Genomic DNA, 18,047 nt, shown 5'->3' on the forward strand with positions numbered 1-18,047 from the left:
GTCTCTGTACATTCCAGAATGGAAAAAGATATAACTGTGATCTTTCGGCATCCTATAATATTGGAGCAAGATATTTTATCCGTGAACTCTTAAAACCCCTTCCGGCAACGGAAAGGTCTTTGCTGGAGGCAAAAGTCCCTTCGGTAAAGCGTAGGATCTTATGTGTATATGCGGACTTAAGAGAATTATTTTCAGAAATGGAACTCTTAAAAACTGCATAAACACAGGCAGATATACAGCGGACTACCTGCAGCGTGGGAACCTGCCATATCTGGCAGGGAAAAAGTACATGACTGTACATATTCTAAGTTACAGGCGTATCCGCCGATATTTAGCCTTGTCGCTTAAAGCGACTGAGGAGCATGTGACTTCAGTCATGTGAGATTCACGTATGAGGGAAAAACGTATCAGCTGACAGCTGGTGACGGTGTGTTTATTGACTGTCGTAAGGAATATAGTCACAGTACGGGATATAATTGTGCAGAGGATGATGATTCCAAAGAGAATCTCTGGTTTCTTCAGTGGTGCCATTTTTATGCCCCGTGTCTGCCTGCCGTGTATGAGAAATACAGGGAGAGGGGTGGCAGACTGGTGTTTCATCCGGATGATATAAGATTATTTACGGATCTTTTGTTGGAACTTTATGATCTGTCAGCTTCTTCTGACTATATACGTGATATGCGTATTAATAAGAAGTTGACGACTGATGAGATTGGAAATGCTGTGGGGATGGGGAAGTAAATTATTTGAGTCGGATGTTCCGGAAGGTGGAGGGCAGTAGCCCCCGGGAATACCGGAAGAAGTGGAGGATGTAATTTGGGTTCCCTGAAGTTTACGTAACCGTTCACAGGTAATATTCCGCGAGGTGTTTTATTATGAATATGGTGTTGATTGTCAAGTAAAATTGACCCACTTGAAATCTGAAATTACCTGATTTCAAGTGGGTCGAGTTGTTTAATTTCTTCTTACTCCCAGTATCTTGCAATAAGTTGCTGTACTTGATCATCGGATAAGTGATATTCCGTGGTCAGCTGCTGGATAAGGTTATCCCTGGGGATGTTGTTTTTGTGTGAGAAGTGTATTAGTGTACGAATGCTGGATTCGCGTTCTAGAGCAGCACCTTGAACAATGCCCTTTTGAATGCTTTCTTCAACCAATCGATCAGTAGCCAGTTCCAGAACCTGTCCGCCCATAATGTCACCTAATCCTTTCCTCGCCGGCAGGTTGTCGGCGAATATGTAGTCAATGATCTTGTTGCTTAATTCAATGATTGTCAGGTAGAGATTTTCCTTTTTTTCATTATACAGTTTTTCTGTGAGATATTGCTTGATGGACTGATATTCATTCATAAGCTGTTGGAAATCGTCAGAGTCCTGCACAATACAGCCCGAACTGTTCCTGCTTCTATATCTAATGATATAAAATGGAAGGAGAAAAATCAAGTCTTTCCGGAAGATTTTTTCCAGGGAATAGTCTGGGAGGTAAACGGGTTTGGGATGGTACAGAATACTGCAGTTGTTAGTGAAGTGAAGGTTTATCGAAGGGAGTATTGTTTTAGAGGTGCTAGATAGATAAAGAACAAAGGATTGGGGAAGGGAGATGTGAAATTCTCCGTTTATGTAGGAGATATATTCCAGTCCGATAGCAGTGTCGTATTCAAGCATTCGGATATGCATGGTAGGATCGCCGGTACTCTGACATTCTGCATGGTAATGTATGTGTGCGATGCCGAAGTGAGAATCTGTGATTTTTTTCTGATGGTGATCGTAGAGTTCATTCTGATAGCGTGTGATGGAGATGTCCGGGGGATATGAGGTGTCAAATACCTCATTGACCAGAGGGATGATGAGTTCGGGGATTTTTGTAAGCATGGTACGAAAGACATCGTCAAAGATCGTGTTGTTAGAACTTGTCAAAAAGATGGTCCTTTCTATGGTTAAAGTATGGTTCTCTTTTGTGGGGTAAAGGGCATTCACGCCCTTTATCCTTCTTACTCCCAGTATCTTGCAATAAGCTGCTGTACGTCATCATCGGATAAGTGATACTCCGTAATAAGCTGCTGGATAAGGTTATCCCTGGGGATGTTGTTTTTGTGTGAGAAGTGTATCAGTGTGCGAATGCTGGCTTCACGTTCCAGAGCAGCACCTTTTTCAATGCCTTGCTGCATGCCGGTTTCAATGCCTTGCTGCATGCCCTTTTGAATGCCCTGCTGCATGCCGGTTTCAATACCTTGCTGAATCCCCTTTTGAATGCTTTCTTCAACCAATCGATCGGTAGCCAGTTCCAGAACCTGTCCGCCCATAATGTCACCTAATCCTTTCCTCGCCGGCAGGTTGTCGGCAAATATGTAGTCAATGATCTTGTTGCTTAACTCAATGATTGTCAGGTAGAGATTTTCCTTTTTTTCATTATACAGTTTCTCTGTGAGGTATTGCTTGATGGACTGATATTCATCCATGAGCTGCTGGAAATCGTCAGAGTCCTGCACAATACAGCCCGAACTGTTCTTGTTCCTATATCTAATGATATAAAATGGAAGGAGAAAAATCAAGTCTTTCTGGAAGATTTTTTCCAGAGAATAGTCTGGGAGGTAAACGGGTTTGGGATGATACAGAATACTACAGTTGTTTGTAAAATGAAGGTTTATCGAAGGGAGTACTGTCCTGGAAGTGCTGGACAGATAAAGAACGAAGGACTGGGGAAGAGAAATGTGAAATTCTCCATTTATGCAGGAGATATATTCCAGTCCGATAGCGGTGTCGTATTCAAGCATTCGGATATGCATGGTAGGATCACCGGTACTCTGGCATTCTGCATGGTAATGTATGTGTGCGATGCCGAAGTGTGAATCTGTGATTTTTTTCTGATGGTGATCGTAGAGTTCGTTTTGATAGCGTGTGATGGAGATGTCCGGGGGATATGAGGTGTCAAATACCTCATTGACCAGAGGGATGATGAGCTCGGGGATTTTTGTAAGCATGGTACGGAAGACATCGTCAAAGATCGTATTGTTAGAATTTGTCAAAAAGATGGTCCTTTCTATGGTCAAAGTATGGTTCTCTTTTGTGGTATAAAAGGGGAAATGACAGAGACTATAAGATGTCGTGAGAAATGATTTTGGAAGTGCTGATAATTACAGGGTAACATATTGAGTGCATGATTCCAAGGAAAAGCGTTCGTCAAATAAGTCTGTATTATGACAGAATATATAAGAAAAGTTGTAACTATTCAAAAGGTAGTATCCCGCGAGGCGTTTTGGCATGTTTTTTGCCAAAATACCGAGACAAGTTGAGTTTATAAGCAGTATATGTGAATGCGACAGAACATTATGCTCCCTGTGGATATAAATTAAAGAAGAAGTGGTATATTACAACTGATGACCTATTATTGGCTTTACAGAAACATTCAACGAGATATAACAAGGATTCTCCCATCTCTATAGGTGGTGAGACGAATTGCAAACAAGAAAATGAACGGCAGTGGCGGGCGGAGAGAAATCGGTATCCCCCACTGACATGAGGCAAATCACAGTCAGCATGTTGCTGACATGTCAGACTCTGTGAAATTACCGACTGTGAGTTGAAACAAGACTAAGACCAGGGGAGAGGTTCATTATGCTGGAAACTCAGTATGAACAGGAAAGAGTAATAGCAGAGCTGCATCAGGGGATTGCACAGCAGTCGGATGATCTTGAGGAATTATTGTGGGATTGTTTTGTGGCATATCAGGATTGCGTTTTTTATACTTCTTCTGGTCTTCCTTTTTCTTATACGGTCAAAAAGAAAAAGAATGGTGACTACAGTGGTGAGCTTCTGGTATCTCGTAAGGAAAGTAGTAAAACGTTGACAAAAAGTTCTATATTTCTGGCATTTCATAAAGTGTTTAGGGCGATAGAAATGAAGGATGGGAGAGAACTGAGATTTCCGGAATATAAAGGACCGAAGGCGATCGGGCAGATTTTCGGAATATCTTATATATATAGTATTTTCTGGAAGTTTGGCCTGATCAGGGTTCCTGAGAGAATTGAGGAAAAGCTGAACAATGTCTGATTAAGGGCAGTAATTGACGTGCAACTGTTCACAGGTAATAGTGATGGAGAGGGAAAACAGGTTTGTTGTTTTTTTCTCTTGACAATTGTTTTTTTTGGATATATACTTTGATAATCAAAATATTCTAAACTCAAAACAAAACAGGAATATGAGGAAACAGTTATTATGAATAAAGAACAGACCATAACCGGTATTATCCGGGGAACGGGAGCCTGTGTTCCGAAGAGGGTTCTGGATAATAATGAAATTGCCGGTTTCGTAGATACCAGTGATGAATGGATCCGGGAACGGACAGGTGTGAAGCGGCGGCGTATCGTAGAGAGTGAAACGACAGTTTCTATGGCGAGTGAGGCCGGTCGTCAGGCGCTTGAGGAGGCAGGAGTCTTACCGGAAGAGGTGGAGATGATCCTGGTGGCAACCGGTTCGGCTGACCGGGTTTTTCCATGTACAGCCTGTCAGGTACAGGAGGCGCTTGGTGCAGTCGGGGCAGTTGGATTTGATCTCAACGCAGCATGCAGTGGATTTCTTTTTGCTTATAATACAGCCCAGGCTTATATCTCAGCCGGAATATATCGGACGATCCTGGTTATAGGAAGTGAGAGTCTTTCCCGGCTGGTGGACTGGACGGACCGTGGAACCTGCATTCTGTTTGGAGATGGGGCCGGAGCGGTTCTCCTCAGGGCAGAGCAGGGAAGAAATTATCGGCCGGCAGCACATTCGGACGGCAAAGGTGGCCCGGCACTTACCGGACCGGGAGCTGTTACCAGAATCCGCAGTATTGACGGAGACAGCAGCGAGACAAAAACAGAATATATTACCATGAATGGCAAGGATGTCTTTCAGTTTGCAGTCCGCAAGGTTCCGCAGGTGATACAGGAGGTTCTTGATGAAAATGAACTTTCCGCAGAGGATATAGACTGGTTTGTTCTTCATCAGGCGAATGCGAGAATTGTGGATTCGGTTGCAAGGCGGCTTCGTCTTGATATCGAGAAGTTTCCAATGAATCTTCAGGAATATGGAAACACATCTTCCGCCAGTATTCCGATTCTTCTGAATGAGCTGAACCGTAAGGGGGTTCTCAGAGAAGGACAGAAGCTGGTTCTGGCGGGATTCGGAGCAGGGCTTTCCTGGGGAGCCAGTATCCTGGAATGGAAGTCTGGTAGCAAAACAAAATAATACAGTAAAAAAGGAACAGACTTCGACAAAAGAAGCCTGGAACTTAAACTATAAATTTAAATAATAAAGAGAACAGGAGAAAACAAAAATGTTAGAAAAAATCATTGAACTTACAGCAGACACTTTAGGAGCAAACGCAGCAGAGATCACAGCAGAGACTTCTTTTATGGATGATCTTCATGCAGATTCTCTGGATCTTTTTGAGCTGGCAATGGCACTTGAGGAAGAATTTTCTGTAGAGATCCCGAGTGAAGATCTTACACAGATCACAACCGTAGGAGATGCAATGAATTACCTGACAGAGCATCAGGCATGATCATAAACCTATGACGATCGAGAGGATGTAATTTTATGAAAACAGAGATCACAGAATTATTAGGAATTGAGTATCCGGTGATCCAGGGCGGTATGGCATGGGTTGCTGAATGTCATCTGGCAGCAGCTGTATCCAATGCAGGAGGTCTTGGTCTGATCGCAGCAGGCGGAGCGCCGGCAGAGTGGGTGAGAGAGCAGATCCGGGAGACAAAGAAGCTGACGGATAAACCATTTGGTGTCAACATTATGCTGATGAATCCGGAGTCAGAGAAGGTTGCAAAGGTGATCGTGGAAGAGGGCGTTAAAGTCGTGACCACAGGAGCCGGAAGCCCGGAGAAATATATGGCTGACTGGAAAGCAGCCGGAGTTAAGGTTATTCCTGTTGTTGCGTCTGTGGCACTTGCGAAGCGTATGGAACGCTGCGGTGCAGATGCAGTGGTTGCAGAGGGAACAGAGGCAGGCGGACATATCGGAGAGCTTACCACAATGGTTCTGGTTCCGCAGGTAGTTGATGCAGTGAACATCCCGGTGATCGCAGCCGGTGGTATTGCGGACGGCAGAGGAATGGCAGCAGCGTTTATGCTTGGCGCAAAGGGTATTCAGATGGGAACTGTTTTTGCGGCATCCAAAGAATCTGTGATCCATGAGAATTATAAAAACAGTATTTTTAAGGCAAAAGACATCGACAGCCGTGTGACAGGAAGAAGCACCGGTCATCCGATCCGTGTTCTTCGTAATGATATGGCACGTAAATATCTGGAACTGGAAAAAGAAGGGGCACCATTTGAGGAACTGGAAAAAATGACTCTGGGAAGTCTCAGAAGAGCAGTGCAGGAAGGTGACGTAAAGAGCGGAAGTCTGATGGCCGGACAGATCGCGGGCATGATCAAAGAGGAACGTTCCTGTGAGGACATTATTAAATCTGTTGTCTGTGGGGCATCCAGACTGATGAACGGGGTAAGTGCAGATGAGTAAGATTGCTTTTATTTATCCCGGACAGGGGGCACAGACAGTTGGAATGGGACAGGATTTTTATGAAAATAGTCCGTTGTCCAAAGCTGTATTTGATCAGGCGTCAGAGGCTGTCGGCCTTGACCTTAAGAAACTCTGTTTTGAGGAAAACGATCTTCTGAATAAGACAGAATATACACAGGTGGCGATGGTAACAGCCTGTATTGCCATGACAAGAGCTGTGGAAGCTATGGGACTTCATGCAGATATGACGGCAGGTCTGAGTCTTGGTGAGTACTGTGCGATCGCGGCAGCAGGCGGTATGTGCGACATGGATGCAGTCCGTACGGTACGTTCCAGAGGAATTTTTATGGAACATGCAGCACCGGAAGGAACGGGTGCAATGTCTGCGGTGCTGGGACTTGATGCGTCAGTGATCGAAGAGGTCTTAGACGGCAGAGAGGGAGTTTCCATTGCCAATTATAACTGTCCGGGTCAGATCGTGATCACGGGACAGGCAGAAGCAGTTGCGAAGGCAGGAGAGGCTTTGAAAGAAGCCGGTGCGAGAAGGGTGCTTCCGCTTAAGGTAAGTGGACCATTTCATTCACCGATGATGAGACCGGCGGGGGAAGAACTGGCGAAGGTTTTTGCAGGAGTCAGCATGAATCCGCTGAAACTGCCATATGTGGCGAACATCAATGCAGAGGTCATTACCGACTGCGGTAAAATAGAAGAACTTCTTGTTGCCCAGGTCAGTGGATCTGTCCGCTGGCAGCAGAGCGTGGAGACCATGATCCGTGAAGGTGTGGATACCTTTATAGAAATCGGACCTGGCAAAACGCTGACAGGATTTCTTCGAAAAATAGATAAAAATGTCAAATCTTATCATATCGGAAGCTGGGAAGAGGCTGTTCAGGTATGTGAGGAACTGAAATAAAAAAGATCGGATGGGAAATCGTAACTGTTCACAGTGACGAGAAATCATCTGGTCGCAGCAGATGCCGAGAGGAGAGAAATAAGTGGCAGAGCAGAATAAGAAGAAAGTGGCTGTTGTGACAGGTGCTTCCAGAGGAATCGGAAGAGCCATTGCCTTGGAACTTGCTTTTAGAGGCGCAGCAGTTGTGATTAATTATAATGGTTCTGAGGAACGGGCAAAAGAAGTACAGAAAGAGATTGAGAAAAAAGGCGGCGAGGCAATGATCATGCAGTGGAATGTTGCGGATTACAAAGCCTGTGAAAGCGCGGTTAAAGACATCGTAAAAACTTATGGAAGTATTGATATTCTGGTGAATAATGCCGGAATTACAAAGGATGGGCTTCTGATGGGAATGTCAGAGGAAGATTTTGACAAAGTGATCGATGTCAATCTCAAGGGAAGCTTCAATATGATGCGTTTTGTTTCCAGACAGATGCTCCGCCAGCGAAGTGGTCACATTATCAGCATGGCATCTGTGGTAGGAATTGCCGGAAACGCAGGACAGGCAAATTATGCAGCATCCAAAGCCGGGATCATAGGAATGACAAAGAGTGCAGCGAGAGAGCTTGCATCCCGTGGAATTACGGTCAATGCAGTTGCACCGGGATTTATTGAGACAGAGATGACAGCAGTGTTATCCGAGGAAGTAAAAAAAGCATCTGCCGCACAGATCCCGCTGGGACATTTCGGCAAACCGGAGGATATTGCAAAAACAGTAGCTTTTCTGGCATCTGATGATGCTGCATACATTACCGGACAGGTGATTCAGGTTGACGGAGGAATGGTCATATGAGTAAAAGAAGAGTAGTTGTCACCGGACTTGGGGCAGTTACCCCTATTGGAAATACTGTAGAGGATTTCTGGGCTGGAATCCGTGAAGGCAAGGTTGGCATCGGACCGATCACAAAGTTTGATACTACAGATTATAAAGTAAAGATCGCTGCAGAAGTAAAGGATTTTAATGCGAAGGACCGTATGGATCCGAGAGCTGCAAGACGTATGGATTCGTTCTGTCAGTATGCGGTAGCGGCAGCAAAAGAAGCTTTTGAGGACGCGGGGCTTGATATGGAAAAAGAGGATTCTTTCCGCGTGGGTGTTATTGTAGGATCCGGGATCGGAAGCCTTCCGCAGGTAGAGAGCAATTATGAAAAAATCCTCACAAAAGGACCAGGTAAGGTAAACCCGCTGATGGTGCCTCTGATGATCTCCAATATGGCCGCCGGAAATATTTCTATTCAGCTTGGACTGCGCGGCAAATGTACGGATGTTGTGACTGCCTGTGCATCCGGAACGCACAGCATTGGTGATGCATTCCGTGCAATTCAGTATGGTGATGCAGAGGTGATGCTGGCAGGAGGAACTGAGAGCTGTATCTGTCCGACAGGAGTGGCTGGTTTTACAGCACTTACAGCACTGACCAAAACAGAAGATGCTTCCAGGGCATCCATTCCTTTTGACAAAGACAGAAGTGGCTTCGTGCTTGGTGAGGGTGCCGGAATCGTAGTTCTCGAGGAACTGGAGCATGCAAAGGCGAGAGGCGCAAGAATCTATGCGGAACTGGTTGGCTATGGTGCAACAGCCGATGCATTCCATATCACTTCTCCTGCAGAGGATGGAGCTGGTGCGGCCAGAGCGATGGAGCTTGCAATGGAAGAAGCGGGTGTTCAGCCGTCAGAGGTGGAATACATCAATGCACATGGAACAAGTACGCATCACAATGATCTGTTTGAGACAAGAGCGATCCATAAGGCTTTTGGAGATGCAGCAAAGGATCTTGTCGTAAACTCAACCAAATCCATGATCGGCCATCTTCTTGGTGCAGCCGGCGGCGTGGAATTTGTTACCTGTGTAAAATCTCTGGAAGAGGGATTTATCCATCAGACAGTCGGAACAACGCAGGCAGATGAAGAGTGTGATCTGAATTATGCGATCGGAGCTCCGGTAGAAAAAGAGATTCACTATGCAATGAGTAATTCTCTTGGATTTGGCGGACATAACGCAACACTTCTTGTAAAGAAATATGAGGGTTGATAATTATGGAATTTGAAAATCTTCTTACATTAATAAAAACAGTGTCAGATTCTGAACTGACGGATTTTGATTATGAAGAAAATGGCACTCGAATCCGACTGAAAAAGAAAAAAGAGACAGTAGTGGTTGCGGGAGCTTCTGCTGATGTTCCGACCGCACCCCTTGCAGCAGCACAGGCTGCGATCCAGAACAGCGAAACTGTGGCTGATGCAGACAGCGAACCGGAGGGGATGATCGTAAAATCTCCCCTTGTCGGAACTTTTTATGCAGCACCTGCCGAGGATGCCGCTCCGTTTGTTTCGGTCGGCGACCTGGTAAAGAAAGGTCAGACACTTGCCATTGTGGAAGCAATGAAGCTGATGAACGAGATCGAAAGTGACTTTGATGGTAAGGTTGCAGAAGTTTATGTAGAAAACGGACAGGCTGTAGAGTACGGACAGCCATTGTTCCGGATTGTATAAATGGGAGTATATGCCATGAACAGATTAGGTGTAAAAGAAATTGAGCAGATTCTTCCTCATAGACATCCGTTTCTTCTTGTGGATTATATTGAGGATTATGAGCCGGGAAAATTTGCGGTTGGATATAAATGCGTAACTTTCCGCGAGGATTTTTTTAAGGGACATTTCCCGCAGGAGCCGGTGATGCCGGGTGTCCTGATGGTGGAAGCACTTGCACAGACAGGTGCAGTGGCAATCCTAAGCCTGGAGGAGAACAAAGGCAAGATTGCATATTTTGGAGGAATCAAAAACTGCAGATTCCGTGGAAAGGTTGTTCCGGGAGATAAGCTTCGTCTGGAGACAACGATCATCAAATGTAAAGGACCTGTAGGGGTTGGTCATGCAGTTGCAAGTGTTGATGGTAAAGTTGTGGTTGATGCAGAACTGACTTTTATGATTGGATAGGTGAAACACTATGATAAAAAAAGTGCTGATTGCGAACAGAGGGGAGATTGCGGTGCGGATCATCCGTGCATGCAGAGAAATGGGAATAGAGACAGTGGCTGTTTATTCGGAGGCAGACAAAGATGCACTTCATACACAGCTTGCGGATGAGGCAGTCTGTATTGGACCGGCACCGTCATCCCAGAGCTATCTCAGCATGGAAAATATCATCAGTGCGACAATTGTTACAGGAGCCGATGCAATTCATCCGGGATTTGGTTTTCTTTCGGAGAACAGTCGTTTTGCCGAGCTTTGTGAACAGTGTAATATTACTTTTATCGGACCACCGTCCAGCGTAATTGCAAGTCTTGGAAATAAGCAGGCAGCCAAAAATACGATGGCAAATGCCGGTGTCCCGATCATTCCTGGTGGAAAAAATCCGATCTATACAGTAGAAGAAGGAATGAAGGAAGCGGAAACGATCGGTTATCCGGTCATTATCAAAGCGGCTCTTGGCGGTGGCGGCAAAGGAATGCGTGTTGCAGATACGCCGGAGGATTTTGAAGAAAGCTTCCGTACTGCACAGAAGGAAACGCAGATGGCGTTTGGAGATTCTACAATGTATGTGGAACATTTTGTGCGTCATCCGAGACATATTGAGTTTCAGATCATGGCAGACAAATTTGGAAATGTCATTCATCTCGGCGAGCGTGACTGCTCTATCCAGCGAAATCATCAGAAGATGATCGAGGAATCTCCATGTGAGGTAATCTCGGATGAACTTCGTACAAAGATGGGCGAGGCTGCTGTAAAAGCAGCGAAGGCTGCCAGATACGAAAATGCGGGAACAATAGAGTTTCTTCTTGATAAAGACGGCAGATTTTATTTCATGGAAATGAACACCAGAATCCAGGTAGAGCATCCGGTCACAGAGTGGGTGACAGGTGTGGATCTTGTCAAGGAGCAGATCCGTATTGCATCAGGGCTTCCGCTTTCCTGCCGTCAGGAGGATATTCATCTGACAGGTCATGCGATTGAGTGCAGGATCAATGCAGAAAACCCATCCAGGGGCTTCCGTCCGTCACCGGGAACGATCACAGATATGTATTTTCCGGGTGGTAAGGGAATTCGTATTGATTCCGCGGTGTACAGTGGATATACGATTCCACCATATTATGATTCCATGATCGCAAAAGTGATCGTGTGGGCAAAGAATCGTACGGAAGCTATCCGAAAGATGCAGAGTGCACTTGGAGAAGTGATCATTGAGGGCATCGATACGAATGTGGATTATCAGTATGAGATTCTGGATCACCCGGATTTTCAGTCTGGCAATACAGATGTAGAGTTCATCGAAAGAATGGAAGCAGACAAGTAAAGTTTTGGTATTAACAGGAGTTAGTGATCATGAAGTTGGATAACATGTTCAAAAAGACAAGGATTATTTCCAGAATACAGAGCCATAATGCGGCCCGTGTCCCCAGACCGGAGGTACCGGAAGGGCTTTTGCGTAAATGCAACAAATGTGGAGCAGCTATTATCACAGAGGATGTAAAAAAAGGATACTATATCTGTCCGAAGTGTGGAGGATATTTCCGTGTGCATGCATACCGCAGAATCCAGATGGTAATTGATGAGGGAACGTTTGAAGAGTGGGATCACGAGCTGGTCGGTGGAAATCCTGTTGATTACAAAGGTTATCCGGAAAAGGTGCAGGCACTTCAGGAGAAAACCGGACTCAGAGAAGCTGTAGTAACAGGAAAAGGCAAGATAGGCGGCAGAGATACCGTGATCGCGGTCTGCGACGGAAGATTTCTGATGGCGAGTATGGGCTGGGCTGTCGGTGAAAAGATTACCAGAGCGGTGGAGCGTGCTACTGAGGAAAAACTCCCGGTTATTATCTTTGCCTGTTCGGGAGGTGCCAGAATGCAGGAGGGGATCACATCTCTGATGCAGATGGCAAAGACTTCTGCGGCACTGGAGCGTCACAGTAAAGCCGGACTTCTGTATGTATCTGTCCTGACAGAACCGACGACCGGTGGTGTGACGGCAAGCTTTGCAATGCTGGGAGATATTATCCTGGCAGAACCGGGAGCGTTGATCGGTTTTGCCGGACCTCGTGTGATCGAGCAGACAATCCGTCAGAAGCTTCCAAAGGGATTTCAGAGAGCGGAGTTTCTTGTGGAGCATGGTTTTGTAGATGATATTGTAAGACGTGAGAATCTGAAGGAGACGCTTGGAAAGATTCTGGAGCTTCATGCAAATGCAGCTGCTGAGATCCAGGCCGAGAAGACAGATGGAAGTGATAAGGGAGATACAGGATCACCTGTTGGCATCAATCCTTATCTCACTGCCTGGGATCGTGTCCAGATTTCACGTAAGGTGGACCGTCCATCCGGCAGTGATTATATAGAAGCACTTTTTACAGATTTTATGGAATTCCATGGAGACCGCAACTACGGTGATGACAAGGCCATTGTTGGTGGAATCGCAAAATTCCACGGCAGACCTGTCACTGTGATCGTGCAGGAAAAAGGAACTAACACAAAAGAAAATATCGCGCATAATTTCGGTATGCCGATGCCGGAGGGCTATCGTAAGGCACTTCGTCTGATGAAGCAGGCGGAGAAGTTCCATCGTCCGGTTCTTTGTTTTGTTGATACTCCGGGAGCATTCTGCGGTATCGAGGCAGAGGAACGGGGACAGGGTGAGGCGATCGCCCGTAATCTCTGGGAGCTTGCAGGTCTTAAGACGCCGGTGCTGTCTGTTGTGACAGGGGAAGGTGGAAGTGGCGGTGCGCTTGCACTTGCAGCAGGTGACCAGGTATGGATGCTGGAAAATTCTGTGTATTCGATTCTTTCGCCGGAAGGTTTTGCAAGTATTCTCTGGAAGGACAGTGCAAGGGCGAAGGAGGCTGCAGGGGTTATGCAGCTGACGGCCGCGGATCTCTATAAGAAGGGCATCATTGAGCAGGTGATCCCGGAACCGGAAAACCTGACTTCTGAAAGCCTGTGGCAGGTGACAGAAAGACTGAATGACAGGATCGGAGAGTTTCTGCAGAAGTACACTGCTTTATCTGAGGAGGAACTCCTGGAGCACAGGTATGCACGTTTCCGTAAATTCTGATTTTTGATTTTTTGAGTGTTTTAATGTATACGACAGAGTAAGCCCCATATCCAGAATAAGAAATACCGCTGTGTCTGCTATTCGATGCATGCGCTTATTATCCACCAGTCGCCCAAACTCGCTTCGCTCAGACAGTGGGCTTGGTGGTGGAAGCTAAGCATGCATCTCATAACGCAGTACTCGCGAGTATTTCACTCTGGATATGGGGCTTACTCTGTCTATGCATCGTGAAACATAAGAGGCTAATTTACGCTCTCTTTTGACAAACTATCATTTCCAAAAGCAGCTGTCAAGGCATCACTTCGTTTAATAGGAATCAGCCTGGACAGCGTTACTGTTCACTCCGTTCGCAGTAACTTGGTCAAAATGCATTCCAAATCACCTTCGGTGATGGCATTTTGCCCCGTATGTCTCGGGATATTACCTGTGAACAGTTACTGGACAGCCACTTTAGTTACTCCTTCCCTCGGTGCATTTGGGGTCGGTTTACAGGCAGAAGGATTCCCGTGTAAGGACAGGAATACTCGTGAGGCCTGCGTAGCGCGATGCAGGCTAGTTTCCGCCATCAAGCCCTCTGTCTGAGCGTTAGCGAGTCAGGGCGACTGGCGGATAACAGACGCATGCATCAAGCAGCAGACGCAGCGGTATTCTATGTCCCTACACGGGAAGTCCTCTGCCGTAATCCATCCCCACAACCCACTTCATTTCTTTTCCCCACATTCCCGATTTTGTCTATGTTAAAGCGTTTCTTATAGTACTATAATACATAGTAAAAATAAGAAACGGAGGAGACACGAATGAAAGAAGTAAAATCACCCAAAAAGCCATTGCTTTACTATTATGGGATCGTACTTCTGATATTGGTCATCTTTAACGTAGTCATCACACCGATGTTCGCAAAAAGCATGGTCAGAGAAGTAGACTATGGAACCTTTATGACCAAGATCGAACAGAAAAAAATCGAAGACGTTCAGATCGAGGACAATCAGATCCTTTTTACAGACAAAGATGATCCAGACACCATTTATAAAACAGGCGTGATGGAAGATCCTACACTGACAGAACGCCTTTACAAAGCAGGAGCAAAATTCTCCAAAGAAATCGATCAACAGCTGTCACCGATAGCCAGCTTCCTGCTGACAGGAATTCTGCCCCTGGTGATCTTTATCGCACTCGGCCAGTATCTGAGCAGAAAACTGATGAACCAGATGGGCGGCAAAAACTCCATGGCCTTCGGTATGGGAAAGAGCAACGCTAAAGTTTACGTACCATCAACAGAGGGCATTCGCTTCAGTGATGTTGCCGGTGAAGAAGAAGCAAAAGAAAACCTCCAGGAAATCGTAGATTATCTCCATAACCCGGAAAAATACACCAGAGTCGGTGCTTCCATGCCAAAAGGAGTTTTGCTTGTAGGCCCTCCAGGTACCGGAAAAACCATGCTGGCAAAAGCAGTAGCCGGAGAGTCCAATGTTCCATTTTTCTCCATGTCAGGCTCCGAATTCGTGGAAATGTTTGTCGGTATGGGCGCATCCAAAGTCCGCGATCTTTTTAAACAGGCAAAAGAAAAAGCACCATGCATCGTATTTATTGATGAGATCGATGCCATCGGTAAGAAACGAGACGGACAGATGGCAGGCGGCAATGATGAACGAGAACAGACACTGAACCAGCTTCTTACAGAGATGGATGGCTTTGAGGGAAACAATGGAGTGATCATTCTGGCGGCAACCAACCGCCCGGAATCCCTTGATCCCGCCCTGACCCGTCCGGGACGTTTTGACCGAAGAGTCCCAGTCGAACTTCCGGATCTCGAAGGCCGTGAGGCAATTCTCAAGGTACATGCAAAGAAAGTCCAGCTCTCAGATGATGTTGATTTTCACACGATTGCAAGAATGGCTTCCGGAGCTTCCGGAGCAGAGCTTGCCAACATCGTAAATGAGGCAGCACTGCGTGCAGTCAGAGACAATCGTGAAGTTGTAACAGAAGCAGATCTGGAAGAAAGCATAGAAGTCGTTATCGCAGGATATCAGAAGAAAAATGCAGTACTTTCCGATCAGGAAAAGAAAGTCGTAGCTTATCATGAGATTGGTCATGCACTTGTGGCGGCCATGCAGACACATTCCGCACCAGTGCAGAAGATCACGATCATTCCGAGAACCTCCGGAGCACTTGGTTATACCATGCAAGTAGAACAGGGAGATAAATATCTTCTGACCAAAAAAGAACTGGAAAACAAGATCGCAACCTTTACCGGCGGACGTGCCGCAGAAGAAGTTGTTTTTGGAGAAGTGACAACCGGCGCTTCCAATGATATTGAACAGGCGACCAAGATTGCACGTTCTATGATCACCCGATATGGTATGAGCGACGATTTTGATATGGTAGCCATGGAAACCGTGACGAACCAGTACCTTGGAGGCGATGCATCTCTGGCCTGCTCCGCAGATACACAGAATGAAATTGACCGTCAGGTAGTTGAACTGGTCAAGAGAGAACACGAGAAAGCAAAGAAAATCCTTATGGATAATCGCCAGAAACTTGATGAACTGTCAAATTATCTCTATGAAAAAGAGACAATCACAGGAGATGAGTTTATGGCAATCCTCAAAGGAAACGAAGAGAAGATTGAAGCAAAGGAGGATGAGCACTATGAGAAGACAGTCTGATATCGGATGGACAGAACTGATCATAGGAATCATTCTGATTATCTTTGGACTTTTTATTGTGAGACAGCCCGTAGGAATCATTACCTGGATCGTAATCGTATGTGGAGTTCTTGCGATACTCACAGGAATTGCAGATATTATTCTGTATGTCAGAATGGAACGCTTTACCGGATTCGGTCCCATCCTTTCTCTGATAACAGGAATTTTGAGTGTGATGGCAGGTTTTATGCTGATCGTTCATCCAGGTGCAGGAACCTGGGCGATCGCAATGATTCTTCCAATCTGGATTATTGCACACTGTGTCTCCAGACTTTCCCATCTTCAGTATATGAGAATGCATTTTGGAACAACCTACTATTATATTTCGATGATTTTGAATATTCTCGGATTGATCGTAGGATTCCTGCTGGTATTCCGGCCGATGATCACGATTTTTTCCATGGGAGTACTTGTGGGTGCCTATCTGATCCTTGAAGGAATCGAGTGCATTGTGGCAGCAGTGAATGGAAATCAGTACTACAGATAAAAGGTAACAGCAACACAGAATCTTCACAGCTTCTTTAAAGTAGAATTAAAGTTCCACCTTTATAGTATATATATCGAAACGAAAATAAAGTATTTCAAAAGATATATGGTTACTAAGAAAGGTGAAATAAAACCCCGATGAGTGGATGTCCTGAACTGTCAGGAAAATCATTCATCGGGGTTGCTTTATGTATTTATCTATTCATCTATTCATCATGAAGACTTGTTGAAATCAGAGAACGTCATCTCTGCGGATATATCCAGGGTGTCCCTCCTCAGCAATAATCTCATTGCCGTGAATAACCTTGGCCCATTTATCCATAACCTGATTCTCGAGATGTGCATTCTCGCCGACAACAGTATGAGCAAGTACAACACTGTTCTTAACCACGGCACCTGGTTTGATCTGGCAGCCACGTCCGATAACAGAATTCTCTACAGTTCCCTCGATCAGACATCCGTTGGAGATAACAGAATTCTTAACATCTGCTCCCTCAAGATACTGAGTCGGGCAGGAGTCGTTGGTTCTGGTATAAATCGGCCATTCCGGATTGAACAGGGCATCTGCTGTCTTGAAGTCAATCAGAGAGATGTTTGCGTTGTAGTAGCTGTTGAAATCTGTGATAGAAGCAAAGTAACCTCTGTGGGCAACACCACGGATATCAAGCTCTCCAGCACAGGTGTTTACAATCTGGGCAAGAGTGTACATGGAAGAAATCTTTTTGGCTTTCTTGATCAGCTCAATAAGAAGCTCTTTCTTCATAATGTAAGTGTCCATGAAGATATTACGTTTCTGAGCACTTCCGCGGTTCTTCTCGATGGACTCGACGCCTTTCTGTTTGTTCAGGTTCAGAACATCACAGTTAATGAACGCTTCTCTTGCATTATCAACGGAATGATACAGAAGAGTAATATCTGCTTCAGAATCGATATGTGCCTGCAGAAGTTCACTGTAATTCTGTGCATATACCATATAGGAAGGTGCAATGATAACATATGGCTCATGCATACGCTCTATGAATTCAAGATTTTCTGCAAAAGCAGCGATATCTGTATTATATACATCATTCTCAGAACTGTTCTGGGCAAACATGAGCTGAAGTTTGCCGCGCTTGGAGTTGATGTTGTAATGGCGTCCGGTTCCCAGATGCTCTGCCAGTGAACGCGGTTTATTTCTTACATATACCTGAATGCGGTCAATGCCGCTGTTGCTCATATTTGAAATAGGAAAGTCAATGACACGATATCTTCCAAGGAAGGAGAAAGCACCGATCGGACGATACTGCTGCATTCCTTCTATCTTAATATGGGTTCCGGAAGATGTAACAATTCCAAATGCTCTTGCCAT

General features: G+C 45.5%; 19 protein-coding genes and 1 pseudogene. 17 read left to right on the top strand and 3 right to left on the bottom strand.

Annotated elements, in window-relative coordinates:
• Both LIR34_RS14405 and LIR34_RS14410 read left to right on the top strand, forming a co-directional pair.
• Positions 1 to 221, top strand: a pseudogene (locus LIR34_RS14405) (IS200/IS605 family accessory protein TnpB-related protein); the annotation flags it as partial.
• Positions 222 to 378: 157 nt separating this feature from the next.
• Entirely contained in the window at positions 379 to 741 is a 363-nt protein-coding gene (locus tag LIR34_RS14410) for a hypothetical protein (RefSeq protein WP_173903052.1), read from the top strand.
• A 224-nt stretch (positions 742 to 965) separates the two neighbouring features.
• Here LIR34_RS14410 and LIR34_RS14415 read toward each other — a convergent pair whose 3' ends face one another.
• Positions 966 to 1,349 (bottom strand): hypothetical protein, encoded by a 384-nt coding sequence (locus LIR34_RS14415; protein ID WP_265107739.1) that lies wholly within the window; start codon positions 1,347 to 1,349, stop codon positions 966 to 968.
• A gap of 321 nt (positions 1,350 to 1,670) precedes the next feature.
• Here LIR34_RS14415 and LIR34_RS14420 point away from each other — a divergent pair, with 321 nt between their 5' ends.
• Positions 1,671 to 1,814 (top strand): hypothetical protein, encoded by a 144-nt coding sequence (locus LIR34_RS14420; protein WP_173903054.1) that lies wholly within the window; start codon positions 1,671 to 1,673, stop codon positions 1,812 to 1,814.
• Positions 1,815 to 1,990: 176 nt separating this feature from the next.
• Here the strand turns inward: LIR34_RS14420 and LIR34_RS14425 are convergent, their stop codons facing one another.
• Positions 1,991 to 2,458, bottom strand: coding sequence for a hypothetical protein (locus LIR34_RS14425; protein WP_173903055.1), 468 nt, complete (start codon positions 2,456 to 2,458; stop codon positions 1,991 to 1,993).
• Between LIR34_RS14425 and LIR34_RS14430 the strand changes: the two genes are divergently transcribed.
• The 14 genes from LIR34_RS14430 (at position 2,432) to LIR34_RS14495 (ending at position 16,700) form a co-directional block, all read left to right on the top strand.
• Positions 2,432 to 2,848 (top strand): hypothetical protein, encoded by a 417-nt coding sequence (locus tag LIR34_RS14430; RefSeq protein WP_173903056.1) that lies wholly within the window; start codon positions 2,432 to 2,434, stop codon positions 2,846 to 2,848. The genes LIR34_RS14425 and LIR34_RS14430 overlap by 27 nt on opposite strands.
• 766 nt (positions 2,849 to 3,614) lie before the next feature.
• Entirely contained in the window at positions 3,615 to 4,049 is a 435-nt protein-coding gene (locus LIR34_RS14435; protein ID WP_173903057.1) for a hypothetical protein, read from the top strand.
• A gap of 165 nt (positions 4,050 to 4,214) precedes the next feature.
• On the top strand, positions 4,215 to 5,225 hold the full coding sequence (locus tag LIR34_RS14440; RefSeq protein WP_173903058.1) for a beta-ketoacyl-ACP synthase III: 1,011 nt from the start codon (positions 4,215 to 4,217) through the stop codon (positions 5,223 to 5,225).
• Positions 5,226 to 5,313: 88 nt separating this feature from the next.
• Positions 5,314 to 5,541 (top strand): acyl carrier protein, encoded by a 228-nt coding sequence (gene acpP, locus LIR34_RS14445; protein WP_161285717.1) that lies wholly within the window; start codon positions 5,314 to 5,316, stop codon positions 5,539 to 5,541.
• Between the two features lie 35 nt (positions 5,542 to 5,576).
• Positions 5,577 to 6,515, top strand: a complete 939-nt coding sequence (gene fabK / locus LIR34_RS14450) for an enoyl-[acyl-carrier-protein] reductase FabK (protein ID WP_161285716.1) — start codon at positions 5,577 to 5,579, stop codon at positions 6,513 to 6,515.
• Complete coding sequence (fabD, locus tag LIR34_RS14455) at positions 6,508 to 7,428, top strand: ACP S-malonyltransferase (RefSeq protein ID WP_173903059.1); 921 nt, start codon at positions 6,508 to 6,510, stop codon at positions 7,426 to 7,428. The genes fabK and fabD overlap by 8 nt, the downstream gene beginning before the upstream one ends.
• An 82-nt stretch (positions 7,429 to 7,510) precedes the next feature.
• Positions 7,511 to 8,260 (top strand): 3-oxoacyl-[acyl-carrier-protein] reductase, encoded by a 750-nt coding sequence (gene fabG / locus LIR34_RS14460; RefSeq protein WP_173903060.1) that lies wholly within the window; start codon positions 7,511 to 7,513, stop codon positions 8,258 to 8,260.
• Positions 8,257 to 9,498: a beta-ketoacyl-ACP synthase II gene (gene fabF, locus LIR34_RS14465; protein ID WP_173903061.1), complete on the top strand. Its 1,242-nt coding sequence runs from the start codon at positions 8,257 to 8,259 to the stop codon at positions 9,496 to 9,498. The genes fabG and fabF overlap by 4 nt, the downstream gene beginning before the upstream one ends.
• 5 nt (positions 9,499 to 9,503) lie before the next feature.
• Positions 9,504 to 9,959, top strand: a complete 456-nt coding sequence (gene accB / locus LIR34_RS14470) for an acetyl-CoA carboxylase biotin carboxyl carrier protein (RefSeq protein ID WP_173903062.1) — start codon at positions 9,504 to 9,506, stop codon at positions 9,957 to 9,959.
• A gap of 15 nt (positions 9,960 to 9,974) precedes the next feature.
• A complete protein-coding gene (fabZ, locus tag LIR34_RS14475) occupies positions 9,975 to 10,403 on the top strand; it encodes a 3-hydroxyacyl-ACP dehydratase FabZ (RefSeq protein WP_161285711.1) in 429 nt (142 codons plus the stop codon).
• Between the two features lie 10 nt (positions 10,404 to 10,413).
• Positions 10,414 to 11,760, top strand: a complete 1,347-nt coding sequence (locus tag LIR34_RS14480; protein ID WP_161285710.1) for an acetyl-CoA carboxylase biotin carboxylase subunit — start codon at positions 10,414 to 10,416, stop codon at positions 11,758 to 11,760.
• 29 nt (positions 11,761 to 11,789) lie between these two features.
• The gene (locus LIR34_RS14485) at positions 11,790 to 13,508 is read left to right on the top strand and encodes an acetyl-CoA carboxylase carboxyltransferase subunit alpha (protein WP_173903063.1); all 1,719 of its coding nucleotides are present in this window, start codon (positions 11,790 to 11,792) and stop codon (positions 13,506 to 13,508) included.
• Between the two features lie 797 nt (positions 13,509 to 14,305).
• A complete protein-coding gene (ftsH, locus tag LIR34_RS14490) occupies positions 14,306 to 16,174 on the top strand; it encodes an ATP-dependent zinc metalloprotease FtsH (protein WP_173903064.1) in 1,869 nt (622 codons plus the stop codon).
• Positions 16,158 to 16,700 carry an HdeD family acid-resistance protein gene (locus LIR34_RS14495; protein WP_161285707.1) on the top strand — a complete coding sequence of 181 codons (543 nt, stop codon included), beginning with the start codon at positions 16,158 to 16,160 and terminating at the stop codon, positions 16,698 to 16,700. Before ftsH ends, LIR34_RS14495 begins: the two co-directional genes overlap by 17 nt.
• 231 nt (positions 16,701 to 16,931) lie before the next feature.
• On the opposite strand, the gene glgD is transcribed toward LIR34_RS14495, so the two are convergent.
• Positions 16,932 to 18,047: a glucose-1-phosphate adenylyltransferase subunit GlgD gene (glgD, locus tag LIR34_RS14500; RefSeq protein WP_161285703.1), complete on the bottom strand. Its 1,116-nt coding sequence runs from the start codon at positions 18,045 to 18,047 to the stop codon at positions 16,932 to 16,934.

It is taken from the genome of Blautia sp. MSK17_66, from assembly GCF_020538025.1.
Lineage (GTDB): Bacteria > Bacillota > Clostridia > Lachnospirales > Lachnospiraceae > Blautia_A.

Excerpts from the sequence above, each read along its gene's own strand:
- LIR34_RS14415 (WP_265107739.1), bottom strand. The coding sequence starts at position 1,349 with ATGAATGAATATCAGTCCATCAAGCAATATCTCACAGAAAAACTGTAT.
- LIR34_RS14420 (WP_173903054.1), top strand. The coding sequence starts at position 1,671 with ATGCATGGTAGGATCGCCGGTACTCTGACATTCTGCATGGTAATGTAT.
- LIR34_RS14425 (WP_173903055.1), bottom strand. The coding sequence starts at position 2,458 with ATGGATGAATATCAGTCCATCAAGCAATACCTCACAGAGAAACTGTAT.
- LIR34_RS14435 (WP_173903057.1), top strand. The coding sequence starts at position 3,615 with ATGCTGGAAACTCAGTATGAACAGGAAAGAGTAATAGCAGAGCTGCAT.
- LIR34_RS14440 (WP_173903058.1), top strand. The coding sequence starts at position 4,215 with ATGAATAAAGAACAGACCATAACCGGTATTATCCGGGGAACGGGAGCC.
- acpP (WP_161285717.1), top strand. The coding sequence starts at position 5,314 with ATGTTAGAAAAAATCATTGAACTTACAGCAGACACTTTAGGAGCAAAC.
- fabK (WP_161285716.1), top strand. The coding sequence starts at position 5,577 with ATGAAAACAGAGATCACAGAATTATTAGGAATTGAGTATCCGGTGATC.
- fabD (WP_173903059.1), top strand. The coding sequence starts at position 6,508 with ATGAGTAAGATTGCTTTTATTTATCCCGGACAGGGGGCACAGACAGTT.
- fabF (WP_173903061.1), top strand. The coding sequence starts at position 8,257 with ATGAGTAAAAGAAGAGTAGTTGTCACCGGACTTGGGGCAGTTACCCCT.
- accB (WP_173903062.1), top strand. The coding sequence starts at position 9,504 with ATGGAATTTGAAAATCTTCTTACATTAATAAAAACAGTGTCAGATTCT.
- fabZ (WP_161285711.1), top strand. The coding sequence starts at position 9,975 with ATGAACAGATTAGGTGTAAAAGAAATTGAGCAGATTCTTCCTCATAGA.
- LIR34_RS14480 (WP_161285710.1), top strand. The coding sequence starts at position 10,414 with ATGATAAAAAAAGTGCTGATTGCGAACAGAGGGGAGATTGCGGTGCGG.
- LIR34_RS14485 (WP_173903063.1), top strand. The coding sequence starts at position 11,790 with ATGAAGTTGGATAACATGTTCAAAAAGACAAGGATTATTTCCAGAATA.
- ftsH (WP_173903064.1), top strand. The coding sequence starts at position 14,306 with ATGAAAGAAGTAAAATCACCCAAAAAGCCATTGCTTTACTATTATGGG.
- LIR34_RS14495 (WP_161285707.1), top strand. The coding sequence starts at position 16,158 with ATGAGAAGACAGTCTGATATCGGATGGACAGAACTGATCATAGGAATC.
- glgD (WP_161285703.1), bottom strand. The coding sequence starts at position 18,047 with ATGGCAAGAGCATTTGGAATTGTTACATCTTCCGGAACCCATATTAAG.